This window comes from Enterococcus sp. DIV0436a, assembly GCF_051711605.1.
Lineage (GTDB): Bacteria > Bacillota > Bacilli > Lactobacillales > Enterococcaceae > Enterococcus_B > Enterococcus_B faecium.
Genome location: NZ_JBIONA010000001.1, coordinates 1,321,723 through 1,339,965 on the forward strand (window position 1 = coordinate 1,321,723; position 18,243 = coordinate 1,339,965).

Below are 18,243 nucleotides of genomic sequence, written 5' to 3' on the forward strand. Positions count from 1 at the left end.
ACGATTTTGCCAGAGCTCACTGTTTCTTCAATTTCAAATGAAAGGAGTAATGAATGATTTTTACTGGTCATTCTCTGAAAAAAGAACAATGATAGAAAAAATCAGCAAGAAAATACTAGCTTCACCCAAATTGATCATTTGGATGTCTATGATAGTTCTTATCTTTTGTATCGCAAGTGGTTTTTTATTGTCAAATCTGCTATTTTATAGAGAACCAGAAGAGACTGCTGCAAAAGAAATACTTTCTCCGTTTAGTTCCAGTGGAGAAGATCCATCAGCTGAAGGAAACGATGTAGAAGAGGATGCTCGTCCAAAGGTCATGTACACCGATATCAAAGGAAGTGTGAAGGAGCCTGGTATCTATTCATTTTCTTCAGAAGAACGGGTCTATGATGTACTAAAGCGTGCAGGTGGATTATTAGAAGAAGCGGATAGCGATCGAATCAACTTTTCTGCAAAGATAGAAGATCAGCAAGTCCTATATATCCCTGCTGTAGGTGAAGAGCTGCCAGAACATCTTGATCAGTTGGCATCCCCGGAAGGAAAACAGCCTACAGCAGATTCCGAGCCTCCCAAAATAAATATCAATACAGCCACTCCATCAGAACTTCAGCAGATTCCTGGGATCGGATCAGTCAAAGCGCAAGAAATCATTCGATTTAGAGAAGAAAACGGATCCTTCCAGAAAGTGGAAGACCTGCAGGAGATTTCTGGTATCGGTGAAAAGACAGTTGAAAAACTAAAAAACTTCGTTACAATTAAATAGAATGATTCAAAATCGACTGGCACGAGCAATAAATGGACGCTAATGGATACTAAGAATAATCCAATTCTAAGAGCTTGGCAGGACGAGGAGGTAGTATTTTTGGATAGGAAATAGCTTGATTGTTAGCAAAGAAACATTAAAAAACCAATGCTGAATGTCTACCTCCAAAATAAAATATCTGGGATTCATATTATGAATACGGCTGTCAGCGGCAATAACAGTCAAGCTCTACGAGAACGCTTTGCCAAAGATGTACTTAGCTATACAGCAGATAAAGTATTTATTCTCATTGGGACGAATGATCTAGCAGAGCATAAACAACTTTCTAAAGAAACGTACCAAAAAATCTGCAGTGGATGATAGTTCAGCTGAAAAAAGACTATAGTTCTGATCATGCTTTCTTTATCACGCCACCAGCAGTCGATGAGACAAAACAAAAATATCGGAATAACAAGTTGATCAAAAAATATATCTCTGTTCTCACAGAAGTACCAAAACGCCATGATTGTGAAGTATCGATTTTTATACGGAATTTCTTGAACAAATGGATTCGAAGAATTTTTATAATGGGCTAATGGATGACGGACTTCATTTCGGCAGTGAAGGGTAGGATCTTTTGTCAGACAGGATGATTCGTTATATTTAAAGAATATTTTGTTTAAGCAATGAGTACTTTTTAATCAACTTGAAAAAACGGAGGAATATAAAACATGTTAGAAAAATCTTCAAAAGCATGCGATACGAATAAAGAAAAAGTTACTGATAAGTCACATAATGAACGCATTCCTTGGGACCAGTACTTTATGGCTCAGGCAGTACTGTTATCTTTACGTAGTACGTGTACACGTTTAGAAGTAGGAGCGACACTCGTTCGAGAAAAAAGGATCATTGCTGGCGGCTATAATGGAGCAGTCAGTGGAGATGTCCACTGCATAGATGAAGGGTGTTACGTCGTGGATGGACACTGCTTGCGAACGATCCATGCAGAGATGAATGCACTCCTACAGTGTGCAAAACTTGGTATCCCGACGGAAGGTTCAGAAATCTATGTCACACATTTTCCATGTTTGGCCTGTACAAAGGCTTTGTTGCAAGCTGGTGTGAAAGGGATCAATTATCTCCATGACTATCGAAATGATCCTTATGCCCAAGCGTTGATCGAACAATTAGGTGTATCTGTACACCAAGTTGCTTTAGACTCACAGCATTTTTCAAAACTTCAAAATGAATTAACAGGAAAACATGTCTAGCGTTTTAGAAAGGCATGTTCGAAATCGGTTGATTTTTCCGGCAATTACGTCGATGATTATCTGTTTGTTGTATTACACTGACAATTGGGGTTATCGTTTGCTTCTTGCCGGAATTTTTTTATGGTTTTCGCTAAAAGAAGGACGTTTTATCGCGTACTTGTGTATTTTGTGTAGCATAACGGTATCCATTTCTTATAGGCTACAAGAGTATTCATTTTTAGAGGAAAAAACAACATCTGCGCAAATTACTGTATTTACAGATACGATTCGTGCAAATGGTAATTTTTTGACAATGGAAGGAAGGTTATCAGAGAATAAACAAAAGCTCCAGCTTTCTTATCAAGTAAACACAGAAGCAGAATTGAAAACATGGCTTAACTTCCGAGGAAAGGGAATAGAATTGACTGCTGAAGGCGAGTTCATTTCTCCAGCAAAAAAGCGGAATCTTTATAATTTTGACCAAGAAGCTTACTTCAGGAACCATAGAATCTCTGGACGGTTCCAAATTCAAAAGATTGAACAGATCACCATGCAAAATCACTGGCGAAACTGGCTTCAGAGAAAAAGAGGATCTTTTATCTCCTTTGTCCAATCTGAATTTCCGCAAAAAACAAGTGTATATATTAATTCTTTATTATGGGGCTATAAAGATGCAGGATTCAGAGAATCAGAAGAAATTTTTAGGGAGAGTGGTTTGCTGCATCTGTTCAGTCTATCGGGTCTACACATCCAATTTTATTTAGGGTGGCTGTATTATTTATTTCGACGTATCGGATGGCCACTACACGTCAGTATTATTCCGTTGAGTCTACTAACTATCTGTTATGTTTCTATTGCAGGAAGTTCTATTTCTGTTTTGCGTGCTAGTTTGCTGTTTTTATTGCGATTGCTAGTCAAATTGCTGAATAAGCATTATTCCACCATGGACTTATTTGCAGTTGTCTTTTGGCTTCTTTTACTATTTGATCCTCGATTTCTTTTTCATGCGGGTGGTCAGCTTAGTTTTTTCATGAGTTTTTTGTTTATCCTGATTTCTTTTGATGGAGATTGGTTGAAAAAAACGGCCTCTCACGTCCTGTTTACTATGATCACGATGCCGTTGATTGTATGGCATTTTTATGAGTGGCCTATTTTAGGTAGTCTTTTTACATTACTGATTGCACCGGTATTCAAGTTTCTTTTTCTTCCTGGTGTGTTATTTCTCACACTCTTCAATCGCTGGCTGCCGGAAACTTTACTTTTGCTGATAGAAGAGGGATTAATCTTATTTGAGCGAATAATCGATTTTTCTTCAGGGTCGTCTCTCATTATAGGACGTTTGCCCCTTGTGCTATCTGGGATGTATATTTTCGGATTACTGATTTGTACGGATAGGTTGAAAGAACAACCTGTGAAACACTTGTTTTATGTTGGTCTTTTTTCTTTTATTTTTTTGACTTTGCCATTTTTACGCTTTTCTTCAACGATCGCTTTTATCGATGTCGGTCAAGGAGACAGTATCTTTTTGCAAAGTCCTTTTCGAAAAGAAACGATTTTGATCGATACTGGAGGTCAGTTACACTTTGAAAGAGAAAAGTGGGCGCAAGGTATGATACGTCCTCCTGCTGAAAGAAATATCGTTCCATATCTAAAAGGTCAGGGGATAAGTATAATCGATAAACTCATCTTGACACATGACGATACGGATCATGTGGGAGAATTACCCACGTTATCTCAGCATTTTACTATCAAAAAAATTTATATCGGTTGGGGCGCTGGACGAAATGAGCCATTACAAAGGCATTTATCTGAAGCTCAAAAAAATGGTACTGAGATCATTGAAATCAAACATGGGGACAGGATCAGCGGTTATTATGATCTTTATGTATTGACTCCTTTTGAAAAGGGAGAGGGAAGAAATGAAGATTCGATTGGTCTATGGATGGAATATAACAATAGGCGCTTTTTATTTTTAGGAGATTTGAATCAAGAAATGGAAAAACAATTGCTTTTGATTTATCCTAATCTGAAAGCCGATGTAGTCAAATTAGGTCATCACGGTAGCCGTACGTCAAGTAACACAGATTTTCTTTCCCATATTGAAGCAAAACATGGGATTATATCCTGCGGCGTAAATAATCGTTATGGTCACCCGCACAGCGAAGTATTGGAGACACTAGAAGAAAATCAGATAAAAACATGGCGAACGGATCAACAAGGAATGATCACCTATCGCTGGCATCCAGTTTTTCATCCTCATGGGCTAGTGGAAACAATGATAGACTAGTAATTCTCATCTGCTCATGGTAGGATAATTTTTGAAAGTGGTGAGTAATTTGAGTATACAAGCAGAGTTACAAAAAATACGTAAAGAAAAACTTGCATCTTGTTACTTGATTTTAGGAACAGAAAAGTTTCTCCAAGATCAAGTTCGGACAGAAATTGTCAAAAAAATCCAATTAGAGGGCGAAGATGACTTAAATTTTTTAAGTTTTGACATGGAAAATGCAAGTTTAGATGAGGTAGTAGCTGAAGCAGAGACGTTGCCGTTTTTCGGAGATCAACGGTTAGTATTCGTAGAGAATCCTTATTTTTTAACAGGTGAAAAAGTAAACAATGGAATCGAACAAAATACTGATTTATTGACGGCTTATTTGAAAGAACCATTAGAATCGACTGTATTAGTATTCTTTGCGCCATATGAAAAGTTGGATGAACGGAAAAAAGTAACGAAACAATTGAAAAAAACAGCAATCATCATCAATGTCCAACAGTTGAATGAAAAAGAAGTACGTCAATATCTGATGAATACCTTAGAGAATTCCTCAATCAAAATGGAACGAAGTGCAATTGATTTATTCTTGAGGTTGACCGACTTAGATTTATCCAAAATGATGAGAGAGTTACAGAAATTGGTCCTTTATGGACAAAATCAACAGCAAATCACGGTAAGAGAAGTAGAAGAATTAGTTCCTAAAACGTTAGAACATAATATTTTTGACATGACCCAATATATTTTAAAAGGGAAGACGGAACAAGCTTTGCGTTTATACGAAGATTTAGTTATGCAAGGGGAAGAAACAATCAAAATTAATGCGATTTTGCTTTCTCAATTACGTTTATTTTTACAGACAAAATTTCTTGTAAAGATTGGTTATCAGCAGGCAAATATTGCTGAAACATTGAAAATCCATCCATATCGTGTAAAACTTGCCATGCAGGAAGTAAAAAAATTCGATGAACATTTGCTGGTACAGTTGTTTGATCAATTAGTTGAGATGGATTATCAAATCAAAACGGGACAAATCGAAAAAGAATTAAATTTTCAACTATTCGTTTTGCGCACAGGGCAGTTGTTAAGAAATCGATAAGAAGAAAGACGAGGGCAAAGCATGCGGGAAGGTCGTTTGTTTTTGTCCTTTTTTTGACAAATAAAAAAATCGGCCGAAGCCGATTCTTTTATTTAGCGATTTTTTTGCTTAAACGAGATTTGTCGCGGTTAGCTTTGTTTTTGTGGATTAGACCTTTTGATTCAGCCATATCAATAGCTTTAACAGCTTCTTTATATAACGCATCTACGTTGTCAGCACCTGAAGCTACAGCATCTTCAAATTTTTTGATTGCAGTACGCATAGCGCTTGTTTGAGATGAATTTTTCACATTAGCGTTTTCGCTTGTACGAACACGTTTGATTGCAGATTCAATGTTTGGCATTAGTTTCACCTCCGATAACTTAAGTTCTTACGCGTGTTACCGCATAATTCAACATTCATTATTATACCTAAAGGCAGCGTGCTTTGCAATATGAACATGACAAGTTTTTTTCCTTAACAGTCTTTTATTAGGATTTTTTTTCAGTAAAAACGGATAGTACAAGCTGAAAAAATCAAAAAGACGCTATTGTGGGAGGCAATAGCGTCAAACCAAACTAGATTTTTATTTATCTATTTAAACAAAGTTTGAATGGGAATGTTTGGTACTAAGTTATTATATAACAAAGAGAACCGTTTGCAAAGTTTTTTTTGAAAAGGGATACGATTCCCTGTTGTTCTTTGTTTTTCTATTAAGAAACTGCAGTTATTTTATAACCAGCATCCTTTGATCAGTAAAGGCTATTCTGGTGTACCGATTATTTTAATGTATTCATCGATATTTTTTATCAACATTTTTTTTATGACCAACTGGTTCCGACGGTTCCATTTGCCACTTACTTCCAGCACATATTTATTTAGGGGCAAACGTAAGATATATTTTGCCAAATAGCGATCTTTAAGCAGGCCATTGATCACACGGTCCTCAAGCTGCAAGTTGATCCCAGTCAGCATCATTGGCTGTTCTTGTAAAACGTACGTATCAATTAAAAGACCTTCAAAAGTTTCCACAAGCGTCTTCCTTTCTTTTCAAAGTAACCTGAAAACAGGCACTAATTCTTCCATTTTGATATTCGTTGAAGTGGATGCGATCATTCTTTCTTTTGTCCACTGTAATCTAGTATAACAAAAAAGAGCAGAAGAGCCAAAAAGAAAAAAGAGCATCGAATTCTATAGGAAGTCTCATTGGCACGGCCTAAATTATTACAAAATATTGATTAAAAAAAGCCCCTGCATCGCAGGAGCATCCCCTATATCGTTTTAATAGGTCAATCAAAAAGCAGTATCAAACACATTTTGTATCAAATCAGGAAATAATAGATAAGCTAAGCCCAGAATCAAAAGTACCGCTAGAAGAAACCAGCCGATTGTTCCTATGAAATACTTTAATTTTTCGAACATTGTATCACCTCGTTGTCAGTATATCACGGATCAGTAAATTGGGGGTGTTAAGAATCTCCTAAAATAGACAAAATTTGTTCTATTTTCCTAAAGCAAATACTTGTAAGATACAGTAAGTGATACCAGAAGCAATGACCGGTCCGGCGGCGATTCCTCTTAAGAAGACAACACCTAAAATCGTGCCGAAAACAAGTGCAACAGTGATTTGTGGATCAGAAGCAATCAATCCTACACCCTTGGAAGATAAGACAGCCACTAGCCCACCGCAAAAAACAGCTACCCAGCCAATAGGGGATTTAAAGGCTTCTAATAGATCACGTAGACCGATTTCTCCTGTTGCGATAGGGATTAGAATAGCCGCTGTGATGATCGTCACCCCAATATTGATTCCTTTGCCTTGCAGCCAAGGGAAAAAGGAACGGGAGGCTGGTATGAGCTTCATAATCAAAACAAAAGCTGCTGCTATCATCAGACTTTGATTCTTAGCTAAAATTGCTACAAGTAAAATAATTCCTAAAAAAAGCCAACTTTCCATGAAATATATTCCTCACTTTCTTCGAAACAATCATAACATGTTTTTAGAAAGTTGCAAAAGTAGGATTTCATCCTTCAAGACCTATTCATAAGCTGTTTTTTTCATAAAATAAACAAAATCATAAAAAAACACTTTGCTTATTTGACAGAAGACAGCCGCGCTTTGTATAGTGGACAAGACTTACATTTTTTTGAAGAATCAGAAAGATCAGGTAAAGGTCTTAGTAAACGCAAGCCATTCAGAATAACCAATATTGTGCTTCCTTCGTGTCCTACAACTCCAAGAGGTAGATTTAAAAATTGCAGGAAGTTAGAAGCAATCAACAAGAGAATAACAAGAATCGAAAAAATAATATTTTGTTTGATGATCCGCCGCATTTTTAAAGATAGCCGATGACTGTAGACAAATTTATTTAAGTCGCTTTTCATTAAGACGATGTCTGCGATATCCATAGCGGCATCTGTCCCTTGCCCCATAGCGACACCTAAAGAAGCGGCTGCTAAAGCAGGCGCATCATTGACTCCATCACCAACCATCGCATTTACTTGGTAAAGTTCATTCTCTTTTTTGACTAGTTGTGTTTTTTCTTCCGGAGTACAGCTTGCATAGTAATGTTCAATCCCTACTTGTTCAGCAATGGCCTTTGCTGTGCCAGAATGGTCGCCGGTTATCATACTTGTATGGATGTTTTGGGATTTAAAGTAGGAAATTACTTGTTGGGTATTTGCTTTTGGAATATCTAGCAGACCTAAAACAGCAATTAACTGCTGATCTTTAGAAAGATAAATCACGGTTTTGCCTTGATTTTCCAAACGTTCGATCATTTCCGCAATCTCTTTGCTGATTATCATCGTCTCAGGATCATATGCGTGCTTGCCAACTTTCCATTGCGCACCTAAATAGGTAGTTTGTAATCCAAAACCAGTAATTTCTTCTATTGGTAAGTATTGGATTTCTTCAGGTATTGTGCAATCGAAATATTGCAAAATCGCATGAGCAAGTGGATGCGTCGTTTTTTGTTCCATAGCAACAAGAAGTTGTTGTGCCAAATCCTTTTCATCAAAGAAAAAGCTGTCAGTTACAACTGGTTTTCCTTTAGTGAGCGTTCCTGTTTTATCAAAGGCAATCGCTTTTAATTCAGAAAGCTTTTCTAAATGGATACCGCCTTTGATTAAAATCCCATTTTTTGCAGAATTTGAAAGAGCAGCTAGAGATGCTGGTGTAGCAGATGCGACAAGCGCACAAGGAGAAGCCACAACTAATAATACCATTCCTCGATAAAAGCTTTCATCCCAACTCCAACCTAGGAAAAAGTGGGGGAGAAGGATCATTAGAGGAACAGCAAGCAAAATCAATTTTACATAATTATTTTCGATTCGTTCGATAAATGAAGCTGTTTGAGTTGGCGTATTCTGCGCTTCTTCTACTAATTGGATAATCTTAGCAAAGACAGTTTCGGAACTCGTTTTTGTTACTCGAATCGTGATGGGATTTCCTTGATTCAGCGTTCCTGCATACATCTCATCGCCTAAATATTTTTCTACAGGCACAGATTCACCGCTTAATGCAGACTCATCGATCGTTGCCTGTGTGCTTTCTAAAAAGCCATCTATCGGAACAGCTGCTCCTTTAGCGACAAATACCAAGTTATCCACCTTTAGTTGAGAAACATCTACTTCTTGCATTTGTCCATTTTCTTTTAATAATTGGGCTTTTTGTGGTTGAAGATTCATCAAAGCAGTAATTTCTTTTTGACTTTTATTAGTTGTGTATTCCTCTAATGCACCGCTTAAACAAAAGATGAATGTCAACATTGCTCCTTCAAAGTAATTACCGATCAAACAGGCACCAATAGCAGCTAAAGCCATCAATAAATCCACATTCAGTGTCCGATCATTCCACAATTCTTTCAAGCCTTCCGATGTTTGTTTGTATCCACCGATGATAATGGCACTGATATAAAAAAGTGGGGTGATGGTAAGAGAGAATCGGTCGAAGATAAAACCGAAGATCATAAATAAAAGGCAGCCGATTGTTGCTGCAAAAGCTTTTTTCTGATTAGTCATCGTTATTAGACCTCCTTGTCAAAACAAGGATAGCATAATAAAAATGTAATTGATAATAATAACAGCTAAATGAGAACGATAATGGTTATCATTTGGTGATTAAGCTTGATGTTGTTTTTATTATTTATAATGATTATTATTAAAGAAAATAAAAAACCAGAACATTTCTCAAATAAGAGAAGTGCTCTGGTTTTTTCTACATTGCAATAAACCAATAACCAATCAAAATGATACCAAGGATAATACGATACCAGCCAAAAGCGGTAAAGTCGTTTTTCTTCAAATAGCTTAGTAAGAATTTGATAGCTAAGACGGAAACCACAAAAGATACGAATGTTCCTACAAGAAGAACAACAGTTTCTTCCATTTTGAATGAATTCCCTTCAGCTAAATATTTGACGATCTTCAAGCCGCTTGCGCCAAACATGACAGGAATCCCTAAGAAAAATGAAAACTCTGTAGCGACAAAACGCGAAGCACCAATCAAGATAGCTCCTAGGATCGTTGCGCCAGAACGGGATGTTCCGGGAACAAGTGCCAAGACTTGGAATAACCCAACAAGAAGAGCTGCTTGGTACGTAAAGTCATTCAGAGAAGTCCAACGAGGTGTTTTGTTTTTGTTGCGTTTTTCGACAATAATAAAGGCAATACCGTAAACGATCAAAACAATGGCAACTGGTAAGAACTTGTGGAAATTTGCTTCTAACCAATCATCCAAAGGCAAACCAATGATGATGGCTGGTATGCAAGCAACGATCACTTTAAACCAAAGTGTCCACGTATCTTTTTTTTCTACCGTTGATTTACTTGGAGAAAATGGGTTTAACTTGTGAAAATAAAGAACGACGACAGCCAAGATCGCCCCTAATTGGATAACGACATTGAACATCGACATAAATTGTGAACTGGCATCCAGTTTGATGAATTCATCTGCTAGGATCAAATGACCAGTACTACTGATGGGCAGCCATTCCGTTATTCCTTCAATAATACCGAGAATCACTGCTTTGATAATATTTGCAAAAAACATAAATTCCTTCCTTCCCAATTAAGATACATCTTATAGTATACCGTTATTTTTTGAGAAACCCAATCTGTTTTTTAATATTAAGAAAAACTTGAGAAATAAAGCAGATAAGTACACGAAGAGAAAAAAGAAGACAAAGCCCTCGTTCAGATTTTGCCTTTTATGATTCTCTGGTAAAAATTAAAATATCCCCATTATAGAAACGAGTCGCGACTATGTGTTTTCCCGTTATCGATATAAGACGTATCATTGATGCCGTGGATAGAAAATCGACCGTTTGCATAAGTGACCTTTGTTACGCTGCCATTTAAAAGCCCAGCACGAACAGGCTGTTTAGGATCGATCAGATTAAGCAAAAAGGCGATCGTCAAACCATGAGATACGACTAAAACATTTCCACCACCATTTTTTTCGCAGTGATGGGCGATATCTTCAAATCCTGTCCATACACGGTCTCGCAATGTTTCATAAGTTTCCGCCCACCCAGCGGTATCTAAGTTGTATACAGCATTAGCAATTTGTTCAAAAGAAACTTCTGTGGTAAACATTTCATCATATGTTTTAAAATTCAATACACGAGGGATCACACCCCACATTTCCATGTCATATCCACCTTCAAGAGACCCGAAACACCATTCTCTAATCCTTTTTTCAATAAAATAAGGAATTTCTTTTCCTTTAGAATGTTCTCCTAGAATAATACGGGCAGTTTCGATCGCACGACCACTGTCACTAGAATAAGCAAATGAAAAGTCGACATTTTTTAACCCGCGACCTAAATAATGAATGCCTTCTTGTCCTTGCTTTGTGAGGGGTGTATCACACCAGCCTTGTACTCGTTCAATTGTATTGAACATCGTTTTTCCGTGTCGTACGATATAAAGTGTAGTTTCTGTCATTTTATTCTCCTCCTAAGTCGTTTTAACGATTGAAAAAAGGATTTGTCCTTTTTTCCTGTTCAATCGTCGTTGCATCGCCATGTCCTGGATAGACTGCAAATTCATCAGGTAAAACAAACAGCTGGGTCCGAATACTATGAAGTAATTGTTCTAAATTCCCTGTATACAGATCGGTTCTACCGATACTTCCTCTAAACAGGGCGTCGCCAGAAACGACAAAATCATCAAAAATAAAGCTGACGCTTCCTATAGAGTGCCCTGGGGTAGGGACGACGCGAAAAGACATGTTTCCTAAAGTATAAGTTTTCATTTCAAATTCATATTCTGCAGGCGAGACAATAACATCAGCAATATCATCATGTCTACCGAGTCCAGAAAGATTCAAAATCGGATCACCTAGCCATTTTTGCTCTAGTGGGCTGACATAAACTGGGATTTGATAATACGCACGTAAAGGTTCCACTGCACCAATATGATCGTAGTGGGTATGGGTAAGCAAAATCGCTACCGGCTGTTGGTTTGTTTTTTTGATTTCTTGTTTGATTCGTTCCGCATCTTCTCCAGGGTCAATGATCAAAAGTGCTTCTTCGTTGTAGACCAAATAACAGTTTTCTTCAATCATTCCTGTTTTTAATCTTTCGATATGCATGTGCATTCCTCCTTGATAGCCAAAACTTCTTTCATCCATTAGTATAACGCATTCATTGCTAGGAAACAAAAACAGGTACTTATTTCTCTTTACTTATCTGAATTATCAGACTATATGAAAAGTATTTGGATATTCTAAAGAGAAGGAAAGTAAGTTTTCATAGCATTTTAATATGTCCTTGTTACATTAGATTCATCCAAAAATCCAAATTCTATATCCTATATCCCTGCCTAATCAGCAGGGTGTTTTTTTATGTTTGGAAAGAGAGCTCTTTTTGCTAAACTAGGTTTTTTCAGGTAATCTTAGAGAGAAAGAGGTGGTGGAAATGATCAAACAGTCAAAAATATCTGTGCGGCACTTAGTAGAATTTATTTTGCGACGTGGAAGTATCGACAATCGTAAAAAAAGTAACCATACTGCATTAGAAGGAGCGAGAATCCACCGCAAGCTCCAAAAAGATGCGGGAGAAAACTATGAAAAAGAAGTCTTTTTAAAAACAACAGTTCAATTAGATGAATATCACCTGATCGTTGAAGGCCGTGCAGACGGTATTTTCAAAAGAGACGGTATTTATTATATAGATGAAATCAAAACCTCCGAACCACGATTTGAAGATTTAGAACCAGAACAAGTGGAACTTTTCTTTCATCAAGCAAGGGTGTATGCCTATATCTATAGTCAAGAACATGATTTACAAGAAATAAATCTGCAATTGACTTACTTCCAGACGGCAGAAGAAGTGATCACGAGAAAGGTTGAACATCAGACAAGAGAGCAGTTAGAAACTTTTTTTAAAAAGCTGACTGAAGATTATAAAGAATGGCTTGTTTTTCAAGAAAACTGGCGCACTGTACGCAATGCCTCTTTGATGGCTTTGAAATTCCCCCATGATGAGTATAGGAAAGGTCAGCGTGAACTAGCGGTAGCTGCTTATAAAACGATCCGTACGAAACAGAAATTGTTTGTAGAAGCACCGACCGGAACAGGAAAAACAATCTCTACGTTATTCCCCGCTTTGAAAGCTGTAGGGGAAAAAGAGGGAGAAAAGATCTTTTATCTAACGGCTAAAACAATAACTAGACAAGTAGCTGAAGATGCTATGACAGCATTAAAAGATACAGGAGCTGAAGTAAAAAGTGTCACTTTGACGGCGAAAGACAAGATCTGCTTTTTAGATGAGACGACCTGTAATCCAGATCAGTGCCCATATGCCAATGGTTATTACAATCGGATTAATGAAGGTTTATGGGATCTTTTGAATCATGAGAATCAGATCACTCGAGAAGTCATCGAAACTTATGCAAGAAAGCATACACTTTGTCCTTTCGAACTATCATTAGATGTCAGTATCTGGTGTGACGTAATCATTGGGGATTACAATTATTTATTTGATCCAACTGTTTATTTAAGACGTTTTTTTGAAGATGAAAAAAACGAGGACTATCTGTTTTTGATTGACGAAGCACATAATTTGGTGAATCGTTCCCGAGAGATGTATTCGGCAGAACTATCTTATGAAAAAACGAAACGAAGTAAGGAAGCTATACCAAAGGAATTCAAAAAACTTCGTCGCCGTTTCAACAAACTATTAAAAGAATTTGATTCGATCCGAGAAATAGCAAAAGAAGATCATTGGGATTATCATCATCAAAAAGCACCGGCTGAATCTTTAGTAAAGGCAGGTTATCAATTAAGCGAAAAAATTAAAGAATGGCTGGCAGAATTTCCTGAGCACCCATCACAAGAACAATTGCTTCCTTATTATTTTGATTTGCTTCATTTTTTGAAGGTCAGTGAATTTTATGATGATCACTACGAAACAACAGTCGAAAAAACGTATCGCGATCTGATAGTAAAAGAGTTTTGTATTGATCCAAGCTTGTTTCTTGAGCAGTCGTTGGATAAAGGAAAAAGCAGTATTCTTTTTTCTGCTAGTTTTTCACCACTCTCTTATTATCAGGAAACACTGGGGGGACAAAAAAGTCTGGCTTACAAACTGCCGAGTCCTTTCCCAGAAGGAAACCAGCAAGTTTTCATCGCAAATTACCTAGAGACGACTTATCGAAAAAGGGAACACAGTCTGGCAAAATTAGTAGAGACGATTCATGCTTTTGCTGATGGAAAGGTCGGGAATTATTTCGTTTTCTTTCCTTCTTATCAATATTTAGATCTTGCGGCGGAAGCATTCAGACAGCAATATCCCGACAGCAATGTGCTAATCCAAGAAACGGACATGAATGAGGAAGAACGCGAACGATTTTTAGAAAAATTTCAAACAAATCCCGCTGAAACATTGATTGGATTTTGCGTACTTGGCGGGATTTTTTCAGAAGGAATCGATTTGAGAGGGGACCGATTGATCGGCAGTATGATCGTAGGTGTAGGTTTGCCGCAGATGAATCATGAGCAGGAACTGATCAAATCATATTATGATGAGAAGGAACACCTTGGATTTGCTTACGCTTATCAGCTTCCTGGAATGAACAAAGTCTTGCAAGCTGGTGGTCGAGTGATTCGTGGCATGGCGGATCAAGGAATCGTTGTATTGGCAGATCAACGATTTTCTAGTTTTTCTTATCGACGTTTATTCCCACAACATTGGCAAACAGCAAGAGAAGTACGAAGTGTTGGGGAATTGGAAGAAGGAATACAGCGTTTTTGGTTATCAAAAGAAGCAGTAAATCAAAAAAACGAGGAATGACAGACGTCAGCCTCGTTTTTTGATTAACGATAGTTAGTGAATTGCAACTCGATTGGTAAGTCAAGTTTACGTAATAAAGCAATCACAGCTTGTAGATCATCACGGTTCTTACCTGTCACTCTAATCTGATCTTCTTGGATTTGTGCTTTTACTTTCAGTTTTTCATTTTTGATAGCTGTAGTGATTTTCTTCGCGTTTTCACGATCGATTCCGTTGACCAAATCGGCAGTTTGTCGAGCTTTGCCACCTAGAGCGTGTTCTGATTCGGAAAAATGGATATTTTTGATTGGCACATTTCTTTTGATCAGCTTACCAAATAATACATCTTTGATCTGTTCGATTTTGAAATCATCATCGCTCAATACAACTAGATTGCTGTTCTCTAATTTGATTTCTACTGTAGAATCCTTGAAGTCAAAGCGATTGGACAATTCTTTTGTTGTTTGCTGAATCGCATTTTTTACTTCTTCTGTATTGACTTCTGATACAATGTCGAAGCTAGCATCTTTTGCCATAGGAACCCTCCTGATATACATATAAATATTTACCATACATTTATCTTATCATAGGATTAGGGCAGATTCTTACCTGTTTGCTAAAATTCTTCTCATTTGAGTTCGAAGTATTTTATTTTAATAGATAAACTGTTATTCTTACATTTGGAATACCAAAGTAGGGGAGAGGTGCTTGTGAGTAAAATTATGACTGCGTATCATAAAAATGAAAGATTAAAGAAAATAGTGGTTATTTTGATAACCGGATTGACCGCTGCGGTCGCTTTAAATTATTTTTTGATTCCAGCCAATGTCTTTTCTGCAGGGATGAATGGGATCGCTCAAATCATTTCCTCGCTTTTATATGAATGGTTTCATATCAAGATAGACACAGGAACATTTATTTTTCTTTTGAATATCCCTGTGTTTGTATTAGGGTTTCTCAAAGTAGGAAAACGAGCAACGATCCTTAGTTTTGTGAATGTTGTATGTGTATCGGTGATGACGATGCTGCTTCCAGTCGGACAGATCACTGATAATATTTTGATGAATGCCCTAGTAGGCGGTGTTTTATTAGGTCTTGGCGTAGGATTATCTTTAAAAATGGGCTTTACAACTGGTGGGATGGATATCATCTCTCTTGTACTTTCACAAACAACTGGAAAAACAGTCGGAAACTACATGCTGATTCTAAATGGTATCATTGTAGTCATCGCAGGCTTCTTCTTTAACTGGGAAAGTGCCTTGTATACGATTATTTCCATTTATGCAATGACTCAAGTAATTGATGCCATCCACACGAGTCATCAAAAAGTAACAGCAATGATCGTTACCGTCAAGCCAGAAGAGGTAACAGAAGAACTAGCAAAACGGATGGTACGTGGAATGACATTACTGCCGTCTGTCGGTGGCTATTCAAAAAAACAAGGGAACATGATCATGATGGTCATCACCCGCTACGAAATGTATGATCTTGATCAGATCGTTCATGAAATCGACGACGATGCATTTATCAATATTTTACCAACTCATTCAGTATTTGGCCGGTTTGCAAATGAAAACGAACAAAAAATGTATCGAACAACTGGCGTATTGCCAGAAATAAAAAATCGTTCACAAAAAAAATGAGGAATCAGGTTTATTTTAGAATAAATTTAATCTATTACATCTAATAAGAACATTTTTATAAATTTAAACGAGAATCTTACTTCTAAATTCTCATTTACAAGCAGCTAAAAAAAGAGTATGATAAATAAAAATCGTGTTAAGGAGTGTCGTACGATGAGCGAAGCAAACCAAGAACGGTCTGGACAAGAAATAGAACTAATCAAAGAACGTATTCTTGCTGCCTTGGAAATGGTGATTGATCCTGAATTAGGAATCGACATCGTCAATTTAGGCTTGATTTATGATATAGAATTCAATCCTGAAAATGGAGAAACAGTCATTAAGATGACTCTAACAACTATGGGCTGTCCATTAGCAGATATTTTAACAGAATCTATCCATGACGCATTAAAAGAAGTGCCAGAAGTAACGAAAGCAGAAGTCAAACTAGTCTGGTATCCAGCATGGACGACAGATAAGATGAGCCGTTATGCACGGATTGCGTTGGGGATACGATAGAAATCTTGGCTGACTAGCTATGAGAAGCAAATAGGAAAAACAAAAAAGCCTTTTATCCTTTCTAGAAGAAAAGAGATAAAAGGTTTCTTTGTTTATAAAATTTTGTCTGCTATATTATAAGTTAATTAAATAAATGTGTTCTATTGATAAAGGACATTCAAATCCCTTTCCTTTTGGAATCCTTCTTTTTTACATCAGTTTGATTTTCGTATAGTATTCTTTCTCATCTTCGCGATAAATCGCAGCCCCATTTTTTTGTTGTGCTTTAAGACTGCCAAGATTTTTTTTATTTACAGACAAAAGTGCCTCATCAATGCCGATTTTTTTTGCCTCTTGTAGTACTAATGCTAATCCTTGTGTGGCATATCCTTTTTTACGATAATTAGGGGAGATGCCGTAACCAATATGGCCAGCGCCGTTTCTTAATGTTTCGTTCAGTTTATGGCGCAAATTAAAAATTCCTACATACTCATGTTCATCACTTTCTAAAATAAAGACGGTTGCGGGAACGTAACTCTCAGGAAGATCGATTCCTAAAGACGTTTTTTCGCATTTTTTTACATAATCTAAAAATTCAGCAAATGTATAGCCATAAGCATTGTTGATAAATCCACTCTCATTTGGTCCAAAGCTAGTTTGTAGCTGATAAGCTTTCTTTAAATCTGCTTCCCATAGTTTGATCAGTTTCATCGTATTCACCTCTTTAAGTAACCTTATTCATTTGTTTTCTACTATAGCACTATTGTTGTAAATAGCCATGCCTATTTTTATTTATTGTGTCATATCGTATTAAGAATCATCGAACAATACAAATATGAATTACAATAAAAAAATTATTTGAAGTTCGTTCATTCGTTACTTATGATCTCTAGAAGAAAGAAAACGTGAATTACTTCAGCGTCTAGAATTCCAAAAGGATAGTAATCAACAGAAGAAATAATCAATATCCAAATGAAAGAAGATAGCTGAATCGAGAAAAAGAGGAAAAAAGAAATGAAGAAAAAAATAAAATAGTTACTAATCCCAGAGTCGTTCGTTTAACATTGAAATCGATCATATGGATAAAACAGATTTTTTCACCAACCCTCAATAGATGATGGAGTTGCTCGGATGAATTATTTGTGTAGATGGCATAAGGGAGGGCGTACAGAAATGAAAAAGAACAAAAATATGTTCTTGACAAAAAACACATGTAATCCTAAACTAAAAGATGTGATGCGGCTATGGCGGAATTGGCAGACGCGCTAGCTTCAGGCGCTAGTGAGGGTGACCTCGTGGAAGTTCGAGTCTTCTTAGCCGCATAATTTGTTTTTTTGAGAAGGAAAAAAGATATCGACGGAGTTTCTCTGTTGATATCTTTTTTTATAAAGAGAAGGTACACCTGGAGCGATGAGAAAGAAAATAACATATTATCTAAAAGAATATAGGAAAAATTTTAAACAACGGAACCAGATTCAAATAAATCAAAAAAAATTTGTG

Annotated in this window: 18 protein-coding genes, 1 tRNA gene and 1 pseudogene; 10 read left to right on the forward strand and 10 right to left on the reverse strand. The window is 36.8% G+C overall.

Translation table 11 applies throughout. The features are described from left to right. Positions 1 to 37 precede the first annotated feature (37 nt). From IGL15_RS06400 to holA, 6 genes and pseudogenes are all read left to right on the forward strand, one after another. The gene (locus IGL15_RS06400; RefSeq protein ID WP_104765182.1) at positions 38 to 766 is read left to right on the forward strand and encodes a helix-hairpin-helix domain-containing protein; all 729 of its coding nucleotides are present in this window, start codon (positions 38 to 40) and stop codon (positions 764 to 766) included. Positions 767 to 881: 115 nt separating this feature from the next. Continuing rightward, positions 882 to 1,126 (forward strand): annotated as a pseudogene (locus IGL15_RS06405) (SGNH/GDSL hydrolase family protein). Next, entirely contained in the window at positions 1,123 to 1,341 is a 219-nt protein-coding gene (locus IGL15_RS06410) for an esterase (RefSeq protein WP_104765183.1), read from the forward strand. Before IGL15_RS06405 ends, IGL15_RS06410 begins: the two are co-directional and overlap by 4 nt. A gap of 135 nt (positions 1,342 to 1,476) precedes the next feature. Next, positions 1,477 to 2,016 (forward strand): ComE operon protein 2, encoded by a 540-nt coding sequence (locus IGL15_RS06415; protein ID WP_002295503.1) that lies wholly within the window; start codon positions 1,477 to 1,479, stop codon positions 2,014 to 2,016. Beyond that, positions 2,009 to 4,282: a DNA internalization-related competence protein ComEC/Rec2 gene (locus IGL15_RS06420; RefSeq protein WP_104765184.1), complete on the forward strand. Its 2,274-nt coding sequence runs from the start codon at positions 2,009 to 2,011 to the stop codon at positions 4,280 to 4,282. Before IGL15_RS06415 ends, IGL15_RS06420 begins: the two co-directional genes overlap by 8 nt. A 37-nt stretch (positions 4,283 to 4,319) precedes the next feature. Continuing rightward, positions 4,320 to 5,366, forward strand: a complete 1,047-nt coding sequence (gene holA, locus IGL15_RS06425; RefSeq protein ID WP_104765187.1) for a DNA polymerase III subunit delta — start codon at positions 4,320 to 4,322, stop codon at positions 5,364 to 5,366. Between the two features lie 88 nt (positions 5,367 to 5,454). On the opposite strand, the gene rpsT is transcribed toward holA, so the two are convergent. The 8 genes from rpsT to IGL15_RS06465 all read right to left on the reverse strand — a co-directional run bounded on the left by rpsT (position 5,455) and on the right by IGL15_RS06465 (position 11,943). After that, on the reverse strand, positions 5,455 to 5,709 hold the full coding sequence (rpsT, locus tag IGL15_RS06430) for a 30S ribosomal protein S20 (protein WP_002292188.1): 255 nt from the start codon (positions 5,707 to 5,709) through the stop codon (positions 5,455 to 5,457). A 398-nt stretch (positions 5,710 to 6,107) separates the two neighbouring features. Then, positions 6,108 to 6,377, reverse strand: coding sequence for a hypothetical protein (locus IGL15_RS06435; RefSeq protein WP_002289125.1), 270 nt, complete (start codon positions 6,375 to 6,377; stop codon positions 6,108 to 6,110). A 261-nt stretch (positions 6,378 to 6,638) separates the two neighbouring features. Then, positions 6,639 to 6,767: a hypothetical protein gene (locus IGL15_RS06440; protein ID WP_002295511.1), complete on the reverse strand. Its 129-nt coding sequence runs from the start codon at positions 6,765 to 6,767 to the stop codon at positions 6,639 to 6,641. A 79-nt stretch (positions 6,768 to 6,846) separates the two neighbouring features. Beyond that, positions 6,847 to 7,302, reverse strand: coding sequence for a DUF441 domain-containing protein (locus tag IGL15_RS06445; protein ID WP_002289123.1), 456 nt, complete (start codon positions 7,300 to 7,302; stop codon positions 6,847 to 6,849). Between the two features lie 137 nt (positions 7,303 to 7,439). After that, a complete protein-coding gene (locus IGL15_RS06450; RefSeq protein WP_002289122.1) occupies positions 7,440 to 9,368 on the reverse strand; it encodes a heavy metal translocating P-type ATPase in 1,929 nt (642 codons plus the stop codon). A 196-nt stretch (positions 9,369 to 9,564) separates the two neighbouring features. Continuing rightward, entirely contained in the window at positions 9,565 to 10,398 is an 834-nt protein-coding gene (locus IGL15_RS06455; protein WP_002298973.1) for an undecaprenyl-diphosphate phosphatase, read from the reverse strand. Between the two features lie 191 nt (positions 10,399 to 10,589). Beyond that, positions 10,590 to 11,294 carry a histidine phosphatase family protein gene (locus IGL15_RS06460; protein ID WP_002289120.1) on the reverse strand — a complete coding sequence of 235 codons (705 nt, stop codon included), beginning with the start codon at positions 11,292 to 11,294 and terminating at the stop codon, positions 10,590 to 10,592. Between the two features lie 22 nt (positions 11,295 to 11,316). Then, on the reverse strand, positions 11,317 to 11,943 hold the full coding sequence (locus IGL15_RS06465) for an MBL fold metallo-hydrolase (protein WP_002289118.1): 627 nt from the start codon (positions 11,941 to 11,943) through the stop codon (positions 11,317 to 11,319). Positions 11,944 to 12,268: 325 nt separating this feature from the next. On the opposite strand from IGL15_RS06465, the gene IGL15_RS06470 reads away from it, so the two are divergent. Beyond that, entirely contained in the window at positions 12,269 to 14,644 is a 2,376-nt protein-coding gene (locus tag IGL15_RS06470; protein ID WP_104765185.1) for an ATP-dependent DNA helicase, read from the forward strand. A gap of 23 nt (positions 14,645 to 14,667) precedes the next feature. On the opposite strand, the gene IGL15_RS06475 is transcribed toward IGL15_RS06470, so the two are convergent. Further along, complete coding sequence (locus tag IGL15_RS06475; RefSeq protein WP_002289115.1) at positions 14,668 to 15,159, reverse strand: YajQ family cyclic di-GMP-binding protein; 492 nt, start codon at positions 15,157 to 15,159, stop codon at positions 14,668 to 14,670. Positions 15,160 to 15,345: 186 nt separating this feature from the next. On the opposite strand from IGL15_RS06475, the gene IGL15_RS06480 reads away from it, so the two are divergent. Together IGL15_RS06480 and IGL15_RS06485 are read left to right on the forward strand one after the other, a co-directional pair. Next, positions 15,346 to 16,266, forward strand: a complete 921-nt coding sequence (locus IGL15_RS06480; protein ID WP_002289114.1) for a YitT family protein — start codon at positions 15,346 to 15,348, stop codon at positions 16,264 to 16,266. Positions 16,267 to 16,419: 153 nt separating this feature from the next. Beyond that, a complete protein-coding gene (locus tag IGL15_RS06485; protein WP_002289113.1) occupies positions 16,420 to 16,764 on the forward strand; it encodes a metal-sulfur cluster assembly factor in 345 nt (114 codons plus the stop codon). A gap of 189 nt (positions 16,765 to 16,953) precedes the next feature. Here IGL15_RS06485 and IGL15_RS06490 read toward each other — a convergent pair whose 3' ends face one another. Continuing rightward, the gene (locus IGL15_RS06490; RefSeq protein WP_002297227.1) at positions 16,954 to 17,454 is read right to left on the reverse strand and encodes a GNAT family N-acetyltransferase; all 501 of its coding nucleotides are present in this window, start codon (positions 17,452 to 17,454) and stop codon (positions 16,954 to 16,956) included. A gap of 527 nt (positions 17,455 to 17,981) precedes the next feature. Between IGL15_RS06490 and IGL15_RS06495 the strand changes: the two genes are divergently transcribed. Continuing rightward, positions 17,982 to 18,065: transfer RNA gene (locus tag IGL15_RS06495), tRNA-Leu, on the forward strand. Positions 18,066 to 18,243 lie beyond the last annotated feature (178 nt).

Coding starts and splice junctions, on each gene's coding strand:
- IGL15_RS06420 (WP_104765184.1), top strand. CDS start 2,009: ATGTCTAGCGTTTTAGAAAGGCATGTTCGAAATCGGTTGATTTTTCCG.
- IGL15_RS06470 (WP_104765185.1), top strand. CDS start 12,269: ATGATCAAACAGTCAAAAATATCTGTGCGGCACTTAGTAGAATTTATT.
- rpsT (WP_002292188.1), bottom strand. CDS start 5,709: ATGCCAAACATTGAATCTGCAATCAAACGTGTTCGTACAAGCGAAAAC.
- IGL15_RS06465 (WP_002289118.1), bottom strand. CDS start 11,943: ATGCATATCGAAAGATTAAAAACAGGAATGATTGAAGAAAACTGTTAT.
- IGL15_RS06460 (WP_002289120.1), bottom strand. CDS start 11,294: ATGACAGAAACTACACTTTATATCGTACGACACGGAAAAACGATGTTC.
- IGL15_RS06485 (WP_002289113.1), top strand. CDS start 16,420: ATGAGCGAAGCAAACCAAGAACGGTCTGGACAAGAAATAGAACTAATC.
- IGL15_RS06475 (WP_002289115.1), bottom strand. CDS start 15,159: ATGGCAAAAGATGCTAGCTTCGACATTGTATCAGAAGTCAATACAGAA.
- IGL15_RS06455 (WP_002298973.1), bottom strand. CDS start 10,398: ATGTTTTTTGCAAATATTATCAAAGCAGTGATTCTCGGTATTATTGAA.
- IGL15_RS06445 (WP_002289123.1), bottom strand. CDS start 7,302: ATGGAAAGTTGGCTTTTTTTAGGAATTATTTTACTTGTAGCAATTTTA.
- IGL15_RS06415 (WP_002295503.1), top strand. CDS start 1,477: ATGTTAGAAAAATCTTCAAAAGCATGCGATACGAATAAAGAAAAAGTT.
- IGL15_RS06400 (WP_104765182.1), top strand. CDS start 38: ATGAAAGGAGTAATGAATGATTTTTACTGGTCATTCTCTGAAAAAAGA.
- IGL15_RS06440 (WP_002295511.1), bottom strand. CDS start 6,767: ATGTTCGAAAAATTAAAGTATTTCATAGGAACAATCGGCTGGTTTCTT.
- IGL15_RS06480 (WP_002289114.1), top strand. CDS start 15,346: ATGACTGCGTATCATAAAAATGAAAGATTAAAGAAAATAGTGGTTATT.
- IGL15_RS06410 (WP_104765183.1), top strand. CDS start 1,123: ATGATAGTTCAGCTGAAAAAAGACTATAGTTCTGATCATGCTTTCTTT.
- IGL15_RS06490 (WP_002297227.1), bottom strand. CDS start 17,454: ATGAAACTGATCAAACTATGGGAAGCAGATTTAAAGAAAGCTTATCAG.
- IGL15_RS06450 (WP_002289122.1), bottom strand. CDS start 9,368: ATGACTAATCAGAAAAAAGCTTTTGCAGCAACAATCGGCTGCCTTTTA.